Source organism: Acinetobacter sp. ANC_7588, from assembly GCF_056783995.1.
In genome coordinates this window covers 81,873-100,790 of record NZ_JBWYIU010000012.1, presented here as the reverse complement: position 1 = coordinate 100,790, position 18,918 = coordinate 81,873, and the positions used below count along the sequence as shown (strand labels likewise).

16 protein-coding genes and 2 pseudogenes are annotated in these 18,918 nt (G+C 36.8%); 7 read left to right on the top strand and 11 right to left on the bottom strand.

All coding sequences use genetic code 11. From position 1 onward, the window contains the following. Window positions 1-156 precede the first annotated feature (156 nt). On the bottom strand, window positions 157-999 hold the full coding sequence (locus AC1M9J_RS11965; RefSeq protein WP_035268175.1) for a metal ABC transporter solute-binding protein, Zn/Mn family: 843 nt from the start codon (window positions 997-999) through the stop codon (window positions 157-159). A 138-nt stretch (window positions 1,000-1,137) separates the two neighbouring features. Between AC1M9J_RS11965 and AC1M9J_RS11960 the strand changes: the two genes are divergently transcribed. From AC1M9J_RS11960 to znuB, 3 genes are read left to right on the top strand one after another with little or no spacing between them, the layout of a single operon-like run. Further along, the gene (locus AC1M9J_RS11960; protein WP_035268172.1) at window positions 1,138-1,629 is read left to right on the top strand and encodes a transcriptional repressor; all 492 of its coding nucleotides are present in this window, start codon (window positions 1,138-1,140) and stop codon (window positions 1,627-1,629) included. Next, the gene (gene znuC / locus AC1M9J_RS11955; RefSeq protein WP_035268168.1) at window positions 1,608-2,396 is read left to right on the top strand and encodes a zinc ABC transporter ATP-binding protein ZnuC; all 789 of its coding nucleotides are present in this window, start codon (window positions 1,608-1,610) and stop codon (window positions 2,394-2,396) included. Before AC1M9J_RS11960 ends, znuC begins: the two co-directional genes overlap by 22 nt. A gap of 3 nt (window positions 2,397-2,399) precedes the next feature. After that, the gene (gene znuB, locus AC1M9J_RS11950) at window positions 2,400-3,200 is read left to right on the top strand and encodes a zinc ABC transporter permease subunit ZnuB (protein WP_481596427.1); all 801 of its coding nucleotides are present in this window, start codon (window positions 2,400-2,402) and stop codon (window positions 3,198-3,200) included. A 17-nt stretch (window positions 3,201-3,217) separates the two neighbouring features. Here the strand turns inward: znuB and AC1M9J_RS11945 are convergent, their stop codons facing one another. Next, entirely contained in the window at window positions 3,218-3,604 is a 387-nt protein-coding gene (locus AC1M9J_RS11945) for a hypothetical protein (RefSeq protein WP_481952381.1), read from the bottom strand. A 129-nt stretch (window positions 3,605-3,733) separates the two neighbouring features. Next, window positions 3,734-4,354, bottom strand: coding sequence for a LysE family transporter (locus AC1M9J_RS11940; RefSeq protein ID WP_481952380.1), 621 nt, complete (start codon window positions 4,352-4,354; stop codon window positions 3,734-3,736). A 160-nt stretch (window positions 4,355-4,514) separates the two neighbouring features. Between AC1M9J_RS11940 and AC1M9J_RS11935 the strand changes: the two genes are divergently transcribed. Then, complete coding sequence (locus AC1M9J_RS11935) at window positions 4,515-5,435, top strand: Dyp-type peroxidase (protein ID WP_092767896.1); 921 nt, start codon at window positions 4,515-4,517, stop codon at window positions 5,433-5,435. Between the two features lie 75 nt (window positions 5,436-5,510). Here AC1M9J_RS11935 and AC1M9J_RS11930 read toward each other — a convergent pair whose 3' ends face one another. The 3 genes and pseudogenes from AC1M9J_RS11930 to AC1M9J_RS11920 form a co-directional block, all read right to left on the bottom strand. Beyond that, window positions 5,511-5,972 carry a hypothetical protein gene (locus tag AC1M9J_RS11930; RefSeq protein ID WP_481596430.1) on the bottom strand — a complete coding sequence of 154 codons (462 nt, stop codon included), beginning with the start codon at window positions 5,970-5,972 and terminating at the stop codon, window positions 5,511-5,513. Between the two features lie 179 nt (window positions 5,973-6,151). Beyond that, window positions 6,152-6,400, bottom strand: coding sequence for a hypothetical protein (locus AC1M9J_RS11925; RefSeq protein WP_481596431.1), 249 nt, complete (start codon window positions 6,398-6,400; stop codon window positions 6,152-6,154). Then, a pseudogene (locus AC1M9J_RS11920) lies at window positions 6,397-6,624 on the bottom strand (LysM peptidoglycan-binding domain-containing protein); the annotation flags it as partial. The pseudogene AC1M9J_RS11920 and the gene AC1M9J_RS11925, both read right to left, overlap by 4 nt. Between AC1M9J_RS11920 and AC1M9J_RS11915 the strand changes: the two are divergent. Beyond that, window positions 6,615-7,075 (top strand): annotated as a pseudogene (locus AC1M9J_RS11915) (Dyp-type peroxidase); the annotation flags it as partial. The pseudogenes AC1M9J_RS11920 and AC1M9J_RS11915 overlap by 10 nt on opposite strands. Window positions 7,076-7,186: 111 nt before the next feature. Here AC1M9J_RS11915 and AC1M9J_RS11910 read toward each other — a convergent pair. From AC1M9J_RS11910 to AC1M9J_RS11890, 5 genes are all read right to left on the bottom strand, one after another. Next, window positions 7,187-7,723 (bottom strand): hypothetical protein, encoded by a 537-nt coding sequence (locus AC1M9J_RS11910; RefSeq protein WP_481596432.1) that lies wholly within the window; start codon window positions 7,721-7,723, stop codon window positions 7,187-7,189. 3 nt (window positions 7,724-7,726) lie between these two features. Beyond that, window positions 7,727-10,144, bottom strand: coding sequence for a hypothetical protein (locus AC1M9J_RS11905; protein WP_481952379.1), 2,418 nt, complete (start codon window positions 10,142-10,144; stop codon window positions 7,727-7,729). 5 nt (window positions 10,145-10,149) lie between these two features. Then, window positions 10,150-10,662, bottom strand: a complete 513-nt coding sequence (locus AC1M9J_RS11900) for a hypothetical protein (protein WP_481593730.1) — start codon at window positions 10,660-10,662, stop codon at window positions 10,150-10,152. Window positions 10,663-10,671: 9 nt separating this feature from the next. Beyond that, window positions 10,672-14,061 carry a type VI secretion system Vgr family protein gene (locus tag AC1M9J_RS11895; protein ID WP_481952378.1) on the bottom strand — a complete coding sequence of 1,130 codons (3,390 nt, stop codon included), beginning with the start codon at window positions 14,059-14,061 and terminating at the stop codon, window positions 10,672-10,674. A 156-nt stretch (window positions 14,062-14,217) separates the two neighbouring features. Beyond that, window positions 14,218-15,918, bottom strand: coding sequence for an NAD-dependent malic enzyme (locus tag AC1M9J_RS11890; RefSeq protein WP_035268988.1), 1,701 nt, complete (start codon window positions 15,916-15,918; stop codon window positions 14,218-14,220). A gap of 297 nt (window positions 15,919-16,215) precedes the next feature. Here AC1M9J_RS11890 and AC1M9J_RS11885 point away from each other — a divergent pair, with 297 nt between their 5' ends. Both AC1M9J_RS11885 and argS read left to right on the top strand, forming a co-directional pair. Then, complete coding sequence (locus AC1M9J_RS11885; RefSeq protein WP_481587717.1) at window positions 16,216-16,818, top strand: hypothetical protein; 603 nt, start codon at window positions 16,216-16,218, stop codon at window positions 16,816-16,818. Window positions 16,819-17,087: 269 nt separating this feature from the next. Further along, window positions 17,088-18,878: an arginine--tRNA ligase gene (gene argS, locus AC1M9J_RS11880; RefSeq protein ID WP_481952377.1), complete on the top strand. Its 1,791-nt coding sequence runs from the start codon at window positions 17,088-17,090 to the stop codon at window positions 18,876-18,878. Window positions 18,879-18,918: the final 40 nt, after the last annotated feature.

The window sequence follows — 18,918 nt, the reverse complement described above, 5'->3', positions numbered from 1 at the left end:
ACAGCAATAATGCTTGACAAGTTTAGCTGATGATTATTTTTAATCGCAGGCATTATAGAGTTACACCCCTGAACATGCAATCTTTTCCCGACCTAAGTCTGGTATTTTTAGATCGTTTATTGCTGAGCACTTATACAATTATCGGCTGTTTTTACATCACTTTTGTGCTTTTTCTACACATGCACGTACTTGTATCGCTAGAGTCTGCCATGCTGTTATAAAATTCTGGTGTTTAGCAAAACTCTCATCAACTGCGAGAAAATTCACATGACCTAGAGACTTATATTGATTCTTATTAGCTACAGTTTCAGCCAAAAGACACATCTTTTGCTGAGGGCGATGGTCTTTTAAATATTTGATTTGAGCAATTGTAGGTGCCATATGTGGGTCTTCTGTCATCGCACCAGCGAATTTTAGCAACAGCGCACGCTCCAAGTATTGGTATGCATCATGTAATGACCAATACGGCTGAACACCATGATTGAGTTTTACACTTTGTGAGGTTTTCAGCATCTCATGTGCAAAAAGTTTAGCATTACTCCAATACTTGTCTTTAAACTCAGGTTGTTGTTGTGAGCGTAATGCCGCTATAAAAAAGCCAATACGAACTGCATTATTTGGTTCTAACCATACATGAGTATCGACAGTTCCTTTTACTACGTCCCCTCGACTATTTCTAAGCGGCAATGTTTGCAATATTCCTGTATTCAATAAGGCAACTGCTTTAGAGTTTTTCGCCAAAATACTCTCTAATGGCGCTTCATGCGCTTTACCAAGCCAAATAACCAATCCTGCATCTTGAATTAATTTGCGGTGCGCAGGGGTCAGATGAACATCATGCCCTGTTTGATTTTCTAGCAACAATTTTGGTTCTTCAATACCTTGAGTGATTTCTTTTGCAATCAAATACACTGGGTGTGTCGAAACCACCAAGGGTGCTTGTGCCCAAGCCAAGGTTGTGAATAATGCTGTAAAGCATAGTGCTAGCAGACGCAACATGAAATTAATTACCACTCGAATTTTGACGTTATAATATAACAAACAGTTAAAAATGCCTATGCTGTTCGTAAGTTGCAAGGTCTCATGATACTATTTATGAGATATCCCCTTCCCTTTTCGAAGTCTTGAGGTCAGTCCATGAGCGCATGTTCACACGAACATCATGATACTTTACACGGTGTGCATGATCACCCGAATGTTGAAGCTCGTTTATTAGAAGCTGAAGCAAGCTGCGCTGCTTCAGGCGCTAAATTGACTCCGCTTCGCAAAGAGGTTTTAGAGTTAATTTTAACGGCCTCAGGGCCTATGGGCGCTTATGACTTGTTGGCGAAATTAAAAGGTAATGCTGAACGTCCAGCAGCACCTCCAACTGTTTACCGCACCCTCGATTTTTTGCTCGAAAAAGGTTTTATTCATCGTTTAACTTCAATTAATGCCTATATTCCATGTTGCCATCCTCGTGCTGGACATCAAGCCGCTTTTCTCATTTGCTCTAAATGCAATACAGTGAAAGAGGCTTCAGCTCTTGGTTTGATTCAACAACTTGATCAATTGGCTTCCTCTGATCATTTTCAGGCTCAACATAGCATTATTGAGATTTCAGGATTATGTCAGCAGTGCTCTCAGTAAGTTCTGCATTGCCATTAATTGAACTGCAGCAAATTAATGTGCGAATTGATGAAAGAGACATTTTAAAGAATGTTGACTTTCAGATTCATGACAAAGAAATTATTACCCTCATTGGTCCCAATGGGGCGGGTAAATCTACGCTTATCAAAGTGATTCTCGGAATTGTGAAGGCCAATTCTGGTCAAATTAAACATCATAAAGCCTTAAAGCTTGCTTACGTCCCTCAAAAGTTCAATCCATCCCACAGCTTGCCACTTCGAGTGAAAGATTTACTTGATTTAGAAAAGTGTGATCTTGCGATTAAACAAGAAATTATTCGAGATACTGGGATCATAAAATTACAAGATTCGAAAGTCCAACAGCTGTCTGGTGGGGAACGCCAGCGTGTACTTTTAGCACGCGCTCTACTGCGCCAACCCAACTTATTGGTACTCGATGAACCGATGCAAGGTTTAGATATTCAATCTGAAGCTGAACTTTATGATTATGTTCGAAGTCTACCTGAGCGCTACGGCTGCTCGATCTTAATCGTCTCTCATGATTTGCAGTGGGTGATGCAAGGTACACAGCGTGTGGTATGCCTCAATAAACATATATGTTGTAGCGGCTTGCCTGAAAATATTCAACAAGACCCTGAGTATCAGGCTATTTTCGGCACTAATCGAGTGTTCTACCAACATCATCACGATCATTGTGCACATGGTGATACAGCAACGCCATGTCAACACGATCCTCGCCCCCATATTCATCCAGAACCGGAAGCTTAGATCATGATGGAATGGTTACAACTTCTATTACCCGCATGGATTATGGGAACATTATTAGTGTTTCTAACTGCACCGCTCGGTTGTCTTATGTTATGGCGCCGTATGTCATTCTTTGCAGACACAATGGCGCATGGAACTCTCTTGGGTGTGGCGATTGCTGGCTTACTCACCCTCCCCTTATGGATGGGGGTTACGTTTACCGCGTTACTCTTGGTCGCAGTCCTTTGGGTATTGCATGATCCTCGCCTGCCCAACGATGCATTACTTGCGTTATGTTCAGCAACGCTGCTTTGCTCAGGACTATTGGTCATCCAACACCTCCCTGCGCTAAGACCTGAGTTGCTGAGTTATTTATTTGGCGATCTTTTAACAATATCTTGGTCCGACTTACCGACATTTGCAGTGGTGATTGTCATTGCACTCTCTGTGCTCTATAAAAGTTGGCAATCTCAAATTCAAATTGCGATTGATCCTGATATTGCGGTAAGTGAAGGTGTGAATGCGAAATGGCAGCGCCTTATTTTTATGCTGCTTCTTGCCTTATTTACAGTACTAGCGTTACGTGCAGTAGGTTCATTACTCATGGGTGCTTTATTGGTTATACCTGCATTAACCGCAAGACTTTTAGCACATTCACCTAAACACATGGTGCTATGGTCTTTTATTGTGGCTCAAGTTGGTGTGACTGTGGGCTTATGGTCGAGTGCAGGTTTAAATATTGCGACAGGTTTAAGCATTGTATTAACCATGGCAATCGTATTTGCTGTGATTTTTATCATTCAAAAATTAAAAAAAATAGCCTGATTTATTTGGGCTATTCATTAATCTTGCTTCTTTATAAAATATTTATGAAGACAGAGAAAGATATAACAAGAGAATAAAAAAACCACCATAACCAATAAATTAATGAGGCCTTTTATCCATATCACATGCCAAAAGCCAAAAAAGGTCTCAGGCATAAACCAATATTCAACAATATAGAAAGGCAACCATTCGAATAGTAAACCGATTGCAGCCGTGATAAATAAGACCACATTGATCCACATCAAATAAACCATTTGTTTGAAAAACATCTTATATTGCGAAGTATCATCCACAATCATTTTTTTTATAAGGGTGGTGATCAAAGTTAAAATCACTGTAAGACCAAATGTGGCGCATATGCCAACACCCGCGCCCCACATCACAAACTTGATCCATTCCCACACACTTTCAGGCTGTAAATAAAAATACGCCCAGATATAGGGAGTTGAAATTAAGCCGAGCCCCAACAGAATAGTCAAAATTAATATTATAATTTTCAATAAAATAACCCTCATTCGTTATTTTATTGTGTCTTATTGATGCACTAAACTCAATAAAAAAGCCGCACCTGCAAATAAACCTGCAAAGGTACGATTCATCACTTTTTGTTGACGAGGTGATTTAAGTAAACGCAATACCTTCGATGCAAGACTTGTATATCCAGCCATAACGATAAGATCAATAGCAATCATTGTACAAGCCATGATGAGGTATTGTGGCCATTGAGGCTTTGAAAGATCCAGAAACTGTGGCAATACTGCCAATAAGAATACAATTGCTTTTGGATTACTCATATTGACAAAGAAACCGCTGATTACTAGCTTCATCGCTGACTTTTGCTTTAAATCAGACTGAATTTCTATGGACTGCACTGGGGCTTTCCACTGTAAATATGCCAAATATAATAAATACCCAACCCCAAACCATTTGACGATCAAAAATGCCAAAGGAGTCGTAGCAAAAAGTACGCCTGCTCCCGCAGCGACAACTCCAATTTGAACCAAAAGTGCAAGCTGCAGACCAATTGCATTCCAATAACCTCGTTTGAATCCATAATTCAAACCACTAGACATAGATGCAATAGCACCTGCACCAGGCGAAATACTAATAACCCAACATGCAAGCATGTAGGCAAACCACATTTGATAAGACATAACGATTTGGGAGATTTATTTTGATGAGATTATATGACAATTCGACTTTTTTAAGATTTAAAATTTGAATGTTTTTTTAAACGTCTGTCTGTTCAGCACTATGATGATCAGGCACAATGTGATCAGCAAAATTAGGATATTATAATTTCAGGAGCCATGAATGACTTCCCAATCCGTAATCTTACCATTACCCTCAGATCATGCTCGCTTTATCACTTTGCGTTTAAAAGATTTATCAATAGATCAACTAAAAGAAAAACTTGAAGATCTCTTTACGACTCGTGATCGCTTAATTACTCAACATCCTCATGCTCAAATTAAAACTGCGGTGGCTTTTGGACCAGAACTTTGGTCACAACTTTACCCTCACCAACCAGAAGGTTTTAAACAGCTTGAACCAATTCAAGGCTCTTTCACCATGCCTGTGGTCCCTGCTGATGTTTTAATCCATATCGCAGCACAGCGTACTGATATTTGCTTTGCCTTAAGCCAAGCTTTTTTTGAAGGAATTCAGGATTTGGTTGAGGTTTTAGATGAGCGCGTGTGCTTCCGAAATTTTGATGGTCGAGATTTAACTGGTTTTATTGATGGCACCGAAAACCCTCAATTTCCAGATGATCGTGCTGAAACAGCTTTACTAGGTGAAGATGCAGGAATTTTCACTGATGGCTCATTCGTTTTTGCTCAACGTTATCGTCATGATCTAGATAAATGGAAAAAACTTAAAGTTGATGCACAAGAGCAAGTGATTGGGCGCACCAAACTCGAAAGCATTGAACTTGATGACGATGTTAAACCTGACAATGCACATGTGGCTCGAACCGTTGTTGAAGATGATGAAGGTGAGGAGCTTGAAATTCTTCGCCACTCTTTGCCATATGGGGATGGCCGCGGCGATCAAGGTTTATATTTTATCGCTTATACGAAAGATTTAACCCGTATTGATCGCATGCTGACACGTATGTTTGGAACTAGTGGCGATGGTATTCATGATCGTTTATTGCACTTTGTTGCGCCTTTAGATGGAGCTTATTATTTTGCCCCAAGTGAAGAGTTGCTAGAAAAGGTATTGGAAGATTAAACAATAGAAAGCCGACGAGAGTCGGCTTTTATAGGGGAGGTAGTAGTTACATACAAATATATGTTAACAATTCCCCTAACCACATCGCCCTCTATAAGTAGAGAAAAAAACCTTTGAATTAGACATGCAGTTTATTTTTTTAGGCTTTTTATTGTCCTTTCCATTTAATTCATTAACTAAATAATTATCTTGAATTACAACTGGTTCATTTTTAGAGTCGACTCTAAATGTTGTATATCTATGACCTAACATAGAGTTATCTGCACAAGTATTATACTCTAATGTAAAATTATTTTCACTGATTACTATATTCTTAAACTCACTATATTGACAATTATTAAAACCATCATCAAATAAAATATTATTTTTCCATAATGTTTTATTATTAAGACCATCCCTAATAACAATTGATTTCAACGAATATTTTCCGCCTAAAACCTCAATATAGTCACCAACCCCATCTTTATTAACATCCATTTTTCTTTTTAAAAAAGCACCGCTATAAGATAAAACCCTATTTTCAACAAAATCATTCATTTGATCTAATTTAGAAACTTGACTATTCTCAACCCAACCTTTCCCAGAGTTTAAAAAAACTTTAAATTTATAGTTTGCTTTAGGTATATAATTGGAATCGGAATTATTTGTCTTAACTAAATTATCTTTTGGAATTAAAAAAATAATTTTTTCCTTAACTGCTTTTATACTCTTGTAATTTAGATCTTTTTTTTATCCACACTTGGAATCAAAAAAACAAATGCATTCCCAAGCTTATTAGTCTTACCATTATATATACAGCCATAATCTGGCAAATAATAATAACCATCCAAATTTGTATATTCAGTATTCTCACCATAACAAGTCAATAGACTATCTAACTGAACATTATTTAAATCTTTTTTATCAGCATTAGCAGTACAAGCTGCTAATACCATGATAGAAATAACTACTGTACTTTTTTTCATATTCTCTTTCCACTTATATTGGGTCTAAAATATCCCACCCGTCCAGCATGAGATGCCAAAGCTTTACCCGAAATCGTATAAACAGCTGTTCTACTGCACCCCTTCTACACACAACCACCATTTTCTGTATTGAATCTTTCTTCAGCACTACCAACAAAGCCTATAGCCGCTAAAATTGTTACAGTTTTATTTTCAGTATCGACTGTATAAATAATTTCCAGATGATCATACTAAAACAGCTTTATTAGTCAAAGATGCAGGAATTTTCACTGATGGCTCATTCGTTTTTGCTCAACGTTATCGTCATGATTTAGATAAATGGAAAAAACTTAAAGTTGATGCACAAGAGCAAGTGATTGGGCGCACCAAACTCGAAACCATTGAGCTTGATGACGATGTTAAACCTGACAATGCACATGTGGCTCGCACCGTGGTTGAAGATGATGAAGGTGAGGAGCTTGAAATTCTTCGCCACTCTTTGCCATATGGGGATGGCCGCGGCGATCAAGGTTTATATTTTATCGCTTATACGAAAGATTTAACCCGTATTAATCGCATGCTGACACGTATGTTTGGAACTAGTGGCGATGGTATTCATGATCGTTTATTGCACTTTGTTGCGCCTTTAGATGGAGCATACTATTTGCTCCGATTGAAGAATTGTTAGAAGTTTAATCAATAAAGCCAACGAGAGTCGGCTTTATTAAGATTTAACTTTAAAAAAGTATTTCATTTTTAATTTCTAAAATTTAAAACTAGATTTGAAAATTTTGACTCAACTTCAAATCATTCCAAATTACAGGAAATGTGATCAAAGCTTTCAATTGAGATAGACTCAATTTTATTATTATCGATATTATATATAAAATATCCTTTACTTTCTTTCATAGGGATTTTATATAAAAATAGGTCTAGTGATTCATCCCCACTAAAAACTTTTTTTGGTTTGATATTATTATTTAATTTCGCAACATTAATTTCACCCTTACCAATACTTATATTATTAGCATCAACCGCTTTAACATCTCGAGTATGAATAGAGGTGACAATTTCATTATTATCAACATCAACACTAGTAAGAGTATTATTAACTAAAATATTTTTTCTGTTTTGACATTCTTTTAAGTCAGTCATATCACTATATTTTTGAATAATTATATCCCCCTTAAATCTACTCTTCAATGCGTCTAAATTATCTCCTATTTTAATACCGTTTAATTCATTTTCTTTACTCTTAATACTATGTAAATCAGATGAATTACTTTGACTATTTGAACAACCACAACATAATAAAATAGAAAAAATATAATATAATTTTTTCATAAATTAAATATCCTCTAGATTTGGAGACAGCCCTTGTAAATGAAGGTGATTATTGTGCCTTGGTTTAGCTAAATGATTGCAATTTGGGAAAATATAATTACTTTTGACTCCGGCCTTAGAGTTTGTGAAATACTCACTTAGCATTTTTTTTGATTTACCCCAGCCAAATTTTATAAAGTTATTAATCAAATTTAAAGTTCTTTCATGGTCATAATTAGCATCTTGTAAAATAACCGATAAAGCCTTCTTATCAGTTCTTAAATATCTCAAATCTCCTGCTTCACCATTAATATGAGATTTACTTTCACCAGGATCACCATTGACTCTGCTAAAACCATTAAAGGAAATGTCATCATACCCAGATTTGCATAGTGCTCCTAAAAATGCTGCTAACTCTATACCACCTAAATAATATCGTTGCTGCCCAGAATTCATTAACATTTTATAACCGACTACACCTGAGCGATATTTCTGAAAATGTCTTACATCGATTAAATAAACATTCCCACTGCCTAAGACGCCCTTAGAAGACCATCTTTTTGCTACAACATATTTTGATTTACCTAAATTATGAGACTTACTTGTAGAATCATAATAAATATATTCTGCGAAACCTGTAGCTGATTTGTTCTCTCTTTTAATCTTCCCATCATGATAAATGTGATAACGCGTTGTATCACTTGTAGGTGGGGACTGATTACTAACTTTAGTTAAAGGCTTACCACCGTTTTCTGTATGCGTATTTTGTTGTATTGCTTTCGGTGTTTCCTGCTTTACTTCAGCTTGTTTAGTTTGAGTTGTTGTATTATTTGGTTGTGATCCTGAATTTGTTTGTTGATTATTCGGTTTAGTTTGAGTTGTAGTATTTTGTTTAGAAAGTTTTTCAAAACCTTCATTTATTCGAAATATTAGCGATGTATTACCATATATCGCCCTTACTTTAATAAAAGACTTACTACTAGTACCAAATCCATATACAAAGCCAACTAGCATTTTTACAGAAACTTCACCTAATGCATTAGTTTTTTTAGGAATCTCCCGCCCTCTATAAAATAATGTTATTGGCAAATTCGGCACCAATCTATTGTCTTTTTTTACAATTATTTTGAAAGATTGAACTGGTAACTTAATTTTAACTGTCTGATTAGACAAAGTTTGTTCGACTTTAAAGTGATGTATTTTTTGATTTCCTACTTCACCTGAAACTGAAACTTCTATGTCTTGTCCAACTTCAGCAATAATACCTTGCTTAATACCTTGATCATTCGCTGTATGTTTTTTCTGATTTGCTTTATATGTAAGAAAAAAATTCATATTAGAGATTGGTTTCCCTGTATCACCCTCTACAATTTGAATATTGAAACTAATATCTTTGTTATTTTCAGCAGCTCCTTCTTGCTTAGCTTCAGATTGATTTTTCTCATTTCTTACTTGTTGAGGTGTTTTATTTGGTAGAGGTTTAGGCTGAGGAGTACTATTTTGCTCTAAGGTTGCTGGAAATTTTGAAACTTCAAAATCCTTTAAAATTGCACGTTGTTTTTGGTCAGCTTTCTGAACAATAGGATTTGACTCTTTGCCATCAGCTACAATTTTAATTTCAGTTGATGGATGCCTAACAATGACAGGAAGATATCCATTTTCATCGCTTTTTATTTTAACTTTGGTCTCACCAGAAAAACTTTTTCCAGAATATTTTGAGACAATTGTAACTTCCTTATCTGGTAATACATTATCATTTTTATCCTTCAAATTTATATATATTTTCCGATTACAGCACTGCTCCAGATCAAAGCCACCAAAGTCTTGAATATATTTCTTAATATGTGTTCCATTACCATCCGTTTGTTTTTCACCAGAAAATTTTGAAAACCCTAAAAAAGCACCCAAACCTCCTATACCAACCAAATGCATCCCAGCAATTGCTCCAGACTCATTGACTTCAACGCCTTGAATCGTTCTACCAAAATGCTCATTTAAATTATTATTTCTTATTTGTTTACATAAATAACCAATCCATTCTTTGATAACCTCATACTGAACCTTAGGATTATTTAAAAAATCAGATTTGGAATTTATATTTCTTTTACCTGACCACTTACCCGACCAATTATTAGAGTCAAATTGACTCTTCCAACTATTGTGTAAAGCAGATCCTCTTCTTGCATCTTTAATATCATCATAGGAAATTCCTTTATCCCCTAAATAATACCCCAGCTCATACAGAGCAGACTCTCCCCATTGAAATAGGCCCAAATAACCTGCCTCGTTTACTTTTCTTGCACACCTTATATTGACTGGATTGCTTAATGGCAAAGACAAATCTGATGAAGATTCTTTAAAACTTACAGCTTGAATAAAACCCTCCAAATTTGTTTCAAACGTTCTAGTTGTCCCATCTTTAAAAGTTATTGTTTTTTTCATTCTTATTACTCTTTATACCAATCATTTGCTTTATATTTTTGCATACTTACAGATGTATTATTTTTTAAATAAGTATTGAGTATAAATTTCAAATTTGTGTCCGCCCCCTCTTGAGCACAACTCACCTCCACTGATTGATCTTTACTATTCACTTTTCTAAAATATGCAAAAGCATTTTTGTCATCGTAAATTAGCCAAATATTGTGCCCATATTCTTTGTACTCTGAATTGTAAATATTAAACTGTTTTTTATTGTATGATACTTTTTGACACTGCCCTGTTGACATCCATTGTGTATTAGTTGTTTTAAGATTTAAATTATTTACCACTTTGAAGCGATTCAAACTATTTTTACTTTTACCAAAATCCCAGATATGATCACATTCAACTTCTTCTAATACCGTGATCTTTTTTATTGGTTGATTCCAATAATTCATACACTCTTTCGAACTTTCAGCATATAGTGTTGGGCTACTTAAGCACACGAACATAGTCATTATTTTTTTTAGTTTTTTCATAAATCCACCTTAAAGTCCAAAACTGTTGAAATCAGCTTCTAAATCACTTTCATCGTTAAATTCTTCATCATGATAGTCATGATCATCTTCATCATGCCCTCCACAACATGCTTCATCTGAACTATCACTTTTATCTTGAGTAAATTCTTCCTCAATTAGAAGCAACTTATCTGATTCATCCTCAGATTTACCCAATAGTACTATTTCAACATTATCAGGGTTCTCACTAAAGATTCTCTCTGTGCGAGCATTTTCATCAAGAAAACCTATATATTCTGTCTTTTTATCATGATTAATGACTTTATATTTATAGTCATTCTTTAAAAGTTCTTTTGAAATTAGTTCACTAAAATCAAATCTTCTACTAAATATCCCACTCTCAGGCATCTTAGGTAATTGCGCATTTACAGTTGCCCCACCCGTAAACAAATGTTGCCCTGCCTTACTCTCAAATTTTCCACCCGTCGTGCTAAATACTCCACTAGCATTAATCTTGAGTTGCGAGCCACCTGCGGTCAGTACAATTTCTTTAGGGCTGGTAATTTCAATTTTATCTTCGGTTGAAATAAGCTTAATCACCTTACGTGCAATTGCTTCAATCGCATCATCTTGCGCTTGTAATTCAACTTTACCTTTAGCTGCGAACGCTCGAAATCCTTTCTGTGCAGCAAACAAACTGATCTTGTCTTGAGCGTGCCCTACAATATTTTTTTGCGCACTTAAATTAATTGAACCCTGTGCACTCTCCGCAATATCTTGTGATGCTTGAAGAATAATGTCCTCAGGCGTTGTTAATGCAATCCCATTGGGTGAAGCCAAAAGCATGAGTGCCTGTCTAAATAAACGCCCTTGCTCTTGTTTTTTTTGATCAGAACTATTTTCTAATCCTTGAGTATATCCCTCCATAAAACCTGTCAGTGTGCTTAAGGCTTTTATTGGATTAATATCATCTTTTTTGTTTGCACCACCAAAACCAGTGCATAACACAAGCTGATCTTCCATATTCAAGTCAACGCTTGAAATTGCTTTACTCACATCTTGAAGTGCTTGAAATGGGTTATCTTTAATCCCATTTTTAATACTTTCAAATTTCCTCTTTATCGCTTCAGAACCATATTCTTGTACGTTATCAATAAATTCCTTGAGATTATCAACCGCTTCTTGAGCATGCTCAAAGTAACTATTAAACTCATCCACAATTCCAGCAGTATTACCACCTAAAGTACCAATATCCTTAATAAAACCACCACAATCTTTCAGTGCATTTAATGGATCCTTCGCTATTCCCTCTTTAAATAAATTCACTGTAGACTGCAAAGCTTGAGCACTACTTTTGATTTCTAATGATTGAATAAATTTAGGTAATCTACTAATTACATTTAATGCATCCGATTGTTGTTTTACTGCAATTTCACTGAGCACTTTCATACTCTGCTCACTCTGACTCAACAGAGATTGAGCCTGTGTAGCTTCAAGATGATCAGCAATTGCTTTTTCTTGTGCATAAGTCGTAATGAGCATTCCTTTCCCTGCACGAACAGCGCCATACGCATCAGTTCTCAGCTCAAATCCTTCTCCACGTCCATCACTTTTTTCCTTATCCTTAGGATGACTCAAATTACCCAGATTCAATTGAGTTGCCGCATGACTACTTTGCAACTGAGTACTAATTTGTCCTGTCGTATCATCAAATCGGAGTTGGTTAAATCCAGAACCACCAACTTCAGACGAACGAATCCCACTCAGTTTTTTGGTGTCCGGTAACTGCCCCTTAACATCAAACATGGTTTGATGACGTTCTGCTTCATGTAAACGCCCAACAACGAAAGGTCGATCAACATTTCCATCAAAGAAATCAATGACTACGATTTCACCTATACGTGGATGGAATCTTGATCCGTACCCCTCCCCAGCCCAAGAAGTTAAAACATCAACCCATGCAGAGTCTGTATCATTATCATTCGACCCTGCACCACCATCATGTTGATGATCATCATTACGTGTAAATACGAAGCGAACCTTAATACGTCCCCATTGATCCACATAGATCGTTTCACCTTCAGGACCAACCACTTTTGCCCGTTGAGGATAAGCAACTGGACGATGTTTCAATGGATCATATTCTGGAACAATAGGTATAGCTCGGCGCACTATACTCAGTTCTGTAGATAAACGCTCATCTGTTTTTGTCTTTTTCCAACGACTCAAATCAATTAATGTTTCAATTTGATTATTTAAATCTTTAGGTAAATTATTTTGATTAAAAAAATGTTTTCCTAAAATAATAAATTGGCGATCTACCCCTTGATGTTGATCTATTTCTGGATGCCCCATAAATTCAAACCAATACCCAACATTGGCATCTCGAACGCTACTCACCGCAGTAAAGTATTTAGCCTGCAAATCTTGGTATTGATTGAGTTGTGTATTCAGTTTTTGCAGTTGTGAATTGTTTGATAGAGTGGCTTGATCTTCACCTTTTAAATCAGCAATCCAAGCAGGACTCACAGTCCATGCTTGTTCTAGACTTAAGGTTTCATTATCCAACTGGTCACTATGTTGATGAGCACTGAGTTGATAATCATCTTGATCTTGCGCAAGTATATCGCCCTGCCAACGTTGTACCTGAATTGCTGTAGATTGTATTGAGCGTTGAGCAATAAAGCTGGTAATCGTATCAAAACGTTCTGTTGCATGACTGCGATGGAATCTGAGCGTGCGTCGATCTAAAGGCTCGTACTGACTATTTTCATCTATTAGCCTTAATTTTTGTGATTGAATTTCTTTCGCTGAGAATGGCACAGTTTGATCTGTCTCATCAATCAACCAATTAATGCCTTCACTCCGCCATAAGCGTGTTAGAAAATCATAGTCTGATTCGTTGGCTTGCATCACAAATGGACGTATATCATATGATGCTTTTAAACCCGCCGTTGACAGACTCAAAGCGGTACTAAATAACACGCTTTTCGTCTGCCACTCTTTAAAAATAATCTCAGTGATATCAACCACGGATTTGTTCATAAATACGCGACTGTTACGGCGTTTGTGCCAAAGTGAAGTTGCATCTTCAACAGTCAACTTATATAAGGTCAACGCTCCATCACTTTGACCTTGGCTCACCCCTGTCACAATCCCAGTAGTCCGAGCTAATTTTCCAAGATCCGTAACTTGATCGACAGCCACTAAACAACCAATGAATTGCTTAAGTTGTAAATGCGCATTCGTCGATAAGCATAATACTTCAGCTTTTAAGCCTTGATTAATAAAGTGTTGACCCTGAATTCGTTGAATGAAAACTTGGCTATCTAATATTGGATTAGAAAATTTAATATGTAAGGCGCGCTTTTGCGGGCTAAGACCCAAGCCTTCTATAATTGAATTGATATTATTGAGCATAGAATGATTAAAGCTATTATTATGATTTTTGAAAATTGTAGCGTATTCCGCTCAATCTTGCTTTTAAATATTGTAATTATTCTAAACAAAAAATAGGAACCAACGCATTGATTCCTATTTATTTCCAATGAATTTATATTGAAAATTCAAGTTTTTTTAAAATGGAATTCGCTTATAACGGCGATATTCAGGCTTCCAGAAATTATCTTCAATACTTTTTTCGATCAGCTCATCACTCAATGGCAAAGCAACACCATCCTCAATTGCCGCTTTTGCAACCTTAAACGCGATGATTCGGGAGACTTTCTGCAAATCATTAAGATCAGGAAGTAAGTCGTCGTCAGGGTTTTGCAATTTTGGAGAGCAATCTGCTAACGCCATACTTGATGCCATCAGCATATTGTCTGTAACACGCGTTGCCTGCACAGCAATCACCCCTAAGCCAATCCCTGGGAAAATATAAGAGTTATTACACTGAGAAATATTGTGTAGCTTATCTTGATAATTAACAGGCATAAATGGACTACCAGTTGCAATCAAAGCGCGACCGTCCGTCCACTGAATAATATCTGCTGGTACAGCTTCTACACGCGACGTTGGATTCGACAATGGTAATACAATAGGATGCTCGCAATTGGATGCCATAGTTCGAATAATTTCTTCAGTGAATAAACCCGGTTGTCCAGAGACACCAATTAACACAGTCGGGTGTGCATTTTTTACAACATCTAGCAATGAAATGATGCCTTCCGCATCAGCCCACGCGGATACATTTTCTGAACTTTGAACCAGTTTACGCTGAAAATCTAAAAGATTTGGTTGATTATCGGTCAATAACCCAAAACGATCGACCATATAAATTCGTGATCTTGCCTCAGCATCACTCAAACCTTCAGCCACCATTTGCGCAATGATTTGCTCAGCGATACCACAGCCCGCTGAACCAGCACCAAGGAATGCCACTTTCTGGTCACGTAATTGTTTTCCTGCAGCTCGACTTGCTGCGATTAAGCTACCGACTGCAACAGCAGCAGTGCCTTGAATATCATCATTAAAACAACAATATTGATTACGATATTTTTCCAGCAATGGCATTGCATTTTTTTGAGCAAAATCTTCAAATTGAATCAAAGCTTTTGGCCAACGGCGTTTAATCGCACGAAGTACGTCATCCACAAAGTCATAGTATTCATCGCCACTAATACGAGGCTGATTCCAACCTAAATAAATTGGATCATTTAGCAACTGTGCATTATTGGTTCCTACATCCAATGTAATGGGTAATGTATAAGCTGGGCTAATACCACCACATGCGGTATAGAGAGATAATTTTCCGATTGGAATTCCCATCCCACCAATCCCTTGGTCACCTAAACCAAGAATGCGTTCACCATCTGTGATTACAATGACTTTGACGTTGTTCTTATTCACATTTTGTAAAATATCGTCGATGTTGGCGCGATCAGGATATGAAATAAATACACCACGATGACGGCGGTAAATATCAGAAAATCGTTGACAAGCCTCACCTACCGTTGGGGTATAAATAATCGGCATCATTTCTGATAAATGATTTTCTATGAGATGATAAAACAAAGTCTCATTGGTGTCTTGTATATTTCTCAGATAAATATGCTTATTAATGTCGTCATGAAATGACGTAAATTGTTGATATGAACGTTGGTGTTGCTCTTCAATCGTTTCAATCACATGAGGCAGCAAACCATTGAGATTAAAACTTGCTCGCTCCTCCTCAGTGAACGCAGAGCCTTTATTAAGAAGAGGTAGTTCAAGCAAAGTAAAGCCAGCATAAGGGGTATAAAGAGGGTGTTTTACTTCAGTGTGTTCAGTTGTCATCTCTAATCTCATGGATCAGGCCTAAATTCAGACCCTTTTCATTTCATTTTTACCATTTATTTAAGAAATAGCTTAAGCCGAAATGAAGACAAATGTATATTTATAAAATTGATAATAATATTGGCAGTATTTTTAAATTTTATAACTTCAATCCATCATTCTATTGATAGAAAAATAGATAAAACTGTCACATTTCAAATGTATTATTCATGTTTATTAACTTTTTTTTGCAAACTAATCTGAACGATTCAGCTAATATCGGATTCAATCGTATTTTTACTTCATTATTAGATCCACATGAAAATTACAGCTAAAATTGCCATTTTGCCATTAACTATTATTTCACTGCTAAATGTAACGGGTTGCCAAACTATCACTGAAACGACTTCAAAGGTCGGTGATAAAGCACTTTCAATGGTGGGTTTAGCACGCGCTGATAAAACCCCTGAAATTGATAAAAAAGGCATTGTCGATATTAGTAAAACCACACTCGAGCAAATTGAGAAACTTAAACAAAATATGCCGATTGGTCAGTGGGTATATATCGAAAATGACCTTCAAGGAATTTATGACTTACAAAACAAAGCTGTTGATGGTCACATGCTGTTCCTGCGTTTAAATTGTAAGAATAGTGTCCAAAAACCAAGTCTCAGCATACAAAATGCGGAAGGATCAGAAATTTTAAATAGTCTTCAGCCTGAAGTTGGAACGATCCAAGTACTACTCGACAATAAGAATTACGGAAATCCTTTTAGTTTGACGAATCAAAAAAAATTAGCGACATTTCAAACTGCTGCTCAAAAGGCCAAAACCATTAAAATCTTCCATGCATCTAAGTTATACACTTTCCAAAATGGTAAAGCAGAATTACTAAATAAGCCTGTCACGTGTATGGCTTAATTTCGAGTCATAAAATTGCCTGATTTCTATTTAAATTCACATTAAATGAGATAAAGACAATCAGGCTCAATTCAATCATCGATATGCATTAGATGTAAAAGATTAATTTCATCATCGTTAATTCTGCAAATAGCGCATAGTGATTAAAAAAACTTATTTTATTATTTTTTATGTCGGATAAGTTTTATTCAACGCAAATCTGCTTCGCTAATGAGCGCTAAATTTGCTATATTTGTCGTTTTTCTGCGACATTAATTTTTCGATAAATTATGAATACGGCAATACAAGCAGCTCTCGATCATGCAGTGCAATCTCTTCAAGCTGAAGGGGTCCTCCCATCTGACTTTAACAACAGCGGAAACTTAACGCGAACCAAAGACCGAAGCCATGGTGACTTCGCTTCCAATATCGCAATGATCGCGTCTAAAGCTGCAGGTATGAAGCCTCGTGATTTAGCAGAAAAAATTCTTGCTGCACTGCCAGAAGTTGCGGATATCAGTAAAGCGGAAATCGCTGGTCCTGGTTTTATCAACTTTTTCTTGAATGCAGACCAACGTTTTGCTGTTCTTGATGCTATTCAGGCACAAGCTAATGATTTTGGTCGTACGCAAGTTAATGCTACGAAAAAAATCCAAGTTGAGTTTGTCTCTGCGAACCCGACATCAAGCTTACATGTGGGTCACGGTCGTGGCGCAGCATATGGCATGACGGTTGCGAATTTACTTGAAGCAACTGGTGCTACAGTGGATCGTGAATACTATGTGAATGACGCTGGTCGTCAAATGGACATTTTAGCGACGTCTACTTATCTACGTTACCTTGAGTTAACTGGTCAAACATTAGTATTCCCTAAAAATGCTTACCAAGGCGATTACGTTAAAGAAATTGCACAAAGCATTATTGATCAAGACGGCGATGCATATGTTCGCCCTGTAGCTGATGTTTATAAAGATGTGCCAGAAGATGTGCAGTATGCTGAAGAACTTGATGCCGAAGGCAACAAGGTTGTAATTTCTGGCGATAAAGAAAAACACATTGATGGTCTAATTTTTAACTCGCAGACGTTAATAGGTGAAGGTTATCGCGTTTTTCATCAAGCTGCGTTAAAAGCAATTCTTGATGATATTAAAGATGATCTTGGTGAGTTTGGTGTGACTTTCAACCAATGGTTTAGTGAAGCATCATTGACTGAAAAAATTGAAGAAGCATTACAAACACTTGATCAATGCGGCTTCCTCTATGAGAAAAATGGCAACATTTGGTTCAAATCAACAGAATTTGGTGATGAAAAAGACCGTGTTGTAAAACGTCGTAATGGTCAAACCACTTACTTCGCTTCTGACATTGCTTACCATCTGAATAAACTTCAGCGTGGTTATACTGACATTATTGATATTTGGGGTTCAGACCACCACGGTTATATCGCACGTGTAAAAGCAGCGATTGATGCGATGGGATATGACTCAAAAAAACTGACTGTGTTATTAGTACAATTCGTCAGCCTATGGCGCGGTGGTGAGATGGTTCAAATGTCATCTCGTTCAGGTCAATTCGTCACATTGCGTGATCTACGTAAAGAAGTCGGCAACGACGCTGCTCGCTTCTACTATGTCATGCGTAAGTCTGAACAGCACATCGACTTTGATCTAGATCTCGCGGTTTCTCAAAGTAAAGACAATGCGGTGTATTACATTCAATATGCTCATGCACGTATTTGTCGTATGCTAGAAAAAGCAAGCAGCTTGAACATCAACTTCGATGCGACCACTGCGCGTGGTTTTGCCGCAAAGCTTGAATTAGAAGCTGAAACTGAAATCTTAGCAAAACTTGCAGCATACCCTGAAATTATTGCACGTGCTGCAAACAGCCATGAACCGCATCAAGTAGGTAACTACTTAAAAGAACTTGCAGCATTGTTCCATGGTTGGTACAACGAAAATAAAGTACTCGGTGATGATGCTGATCTGACCCAAGCACGTTTGTTGTTATCGGTAAATGTTCGTCAAGTCTTGAAAAATGGTTTAGAGCTTTTAGGCGTTTCTGCACCTGAAAGCATGTAAGTCATCGAAGGTGAATCTTTTTAAAAGATTCACCTCTTTA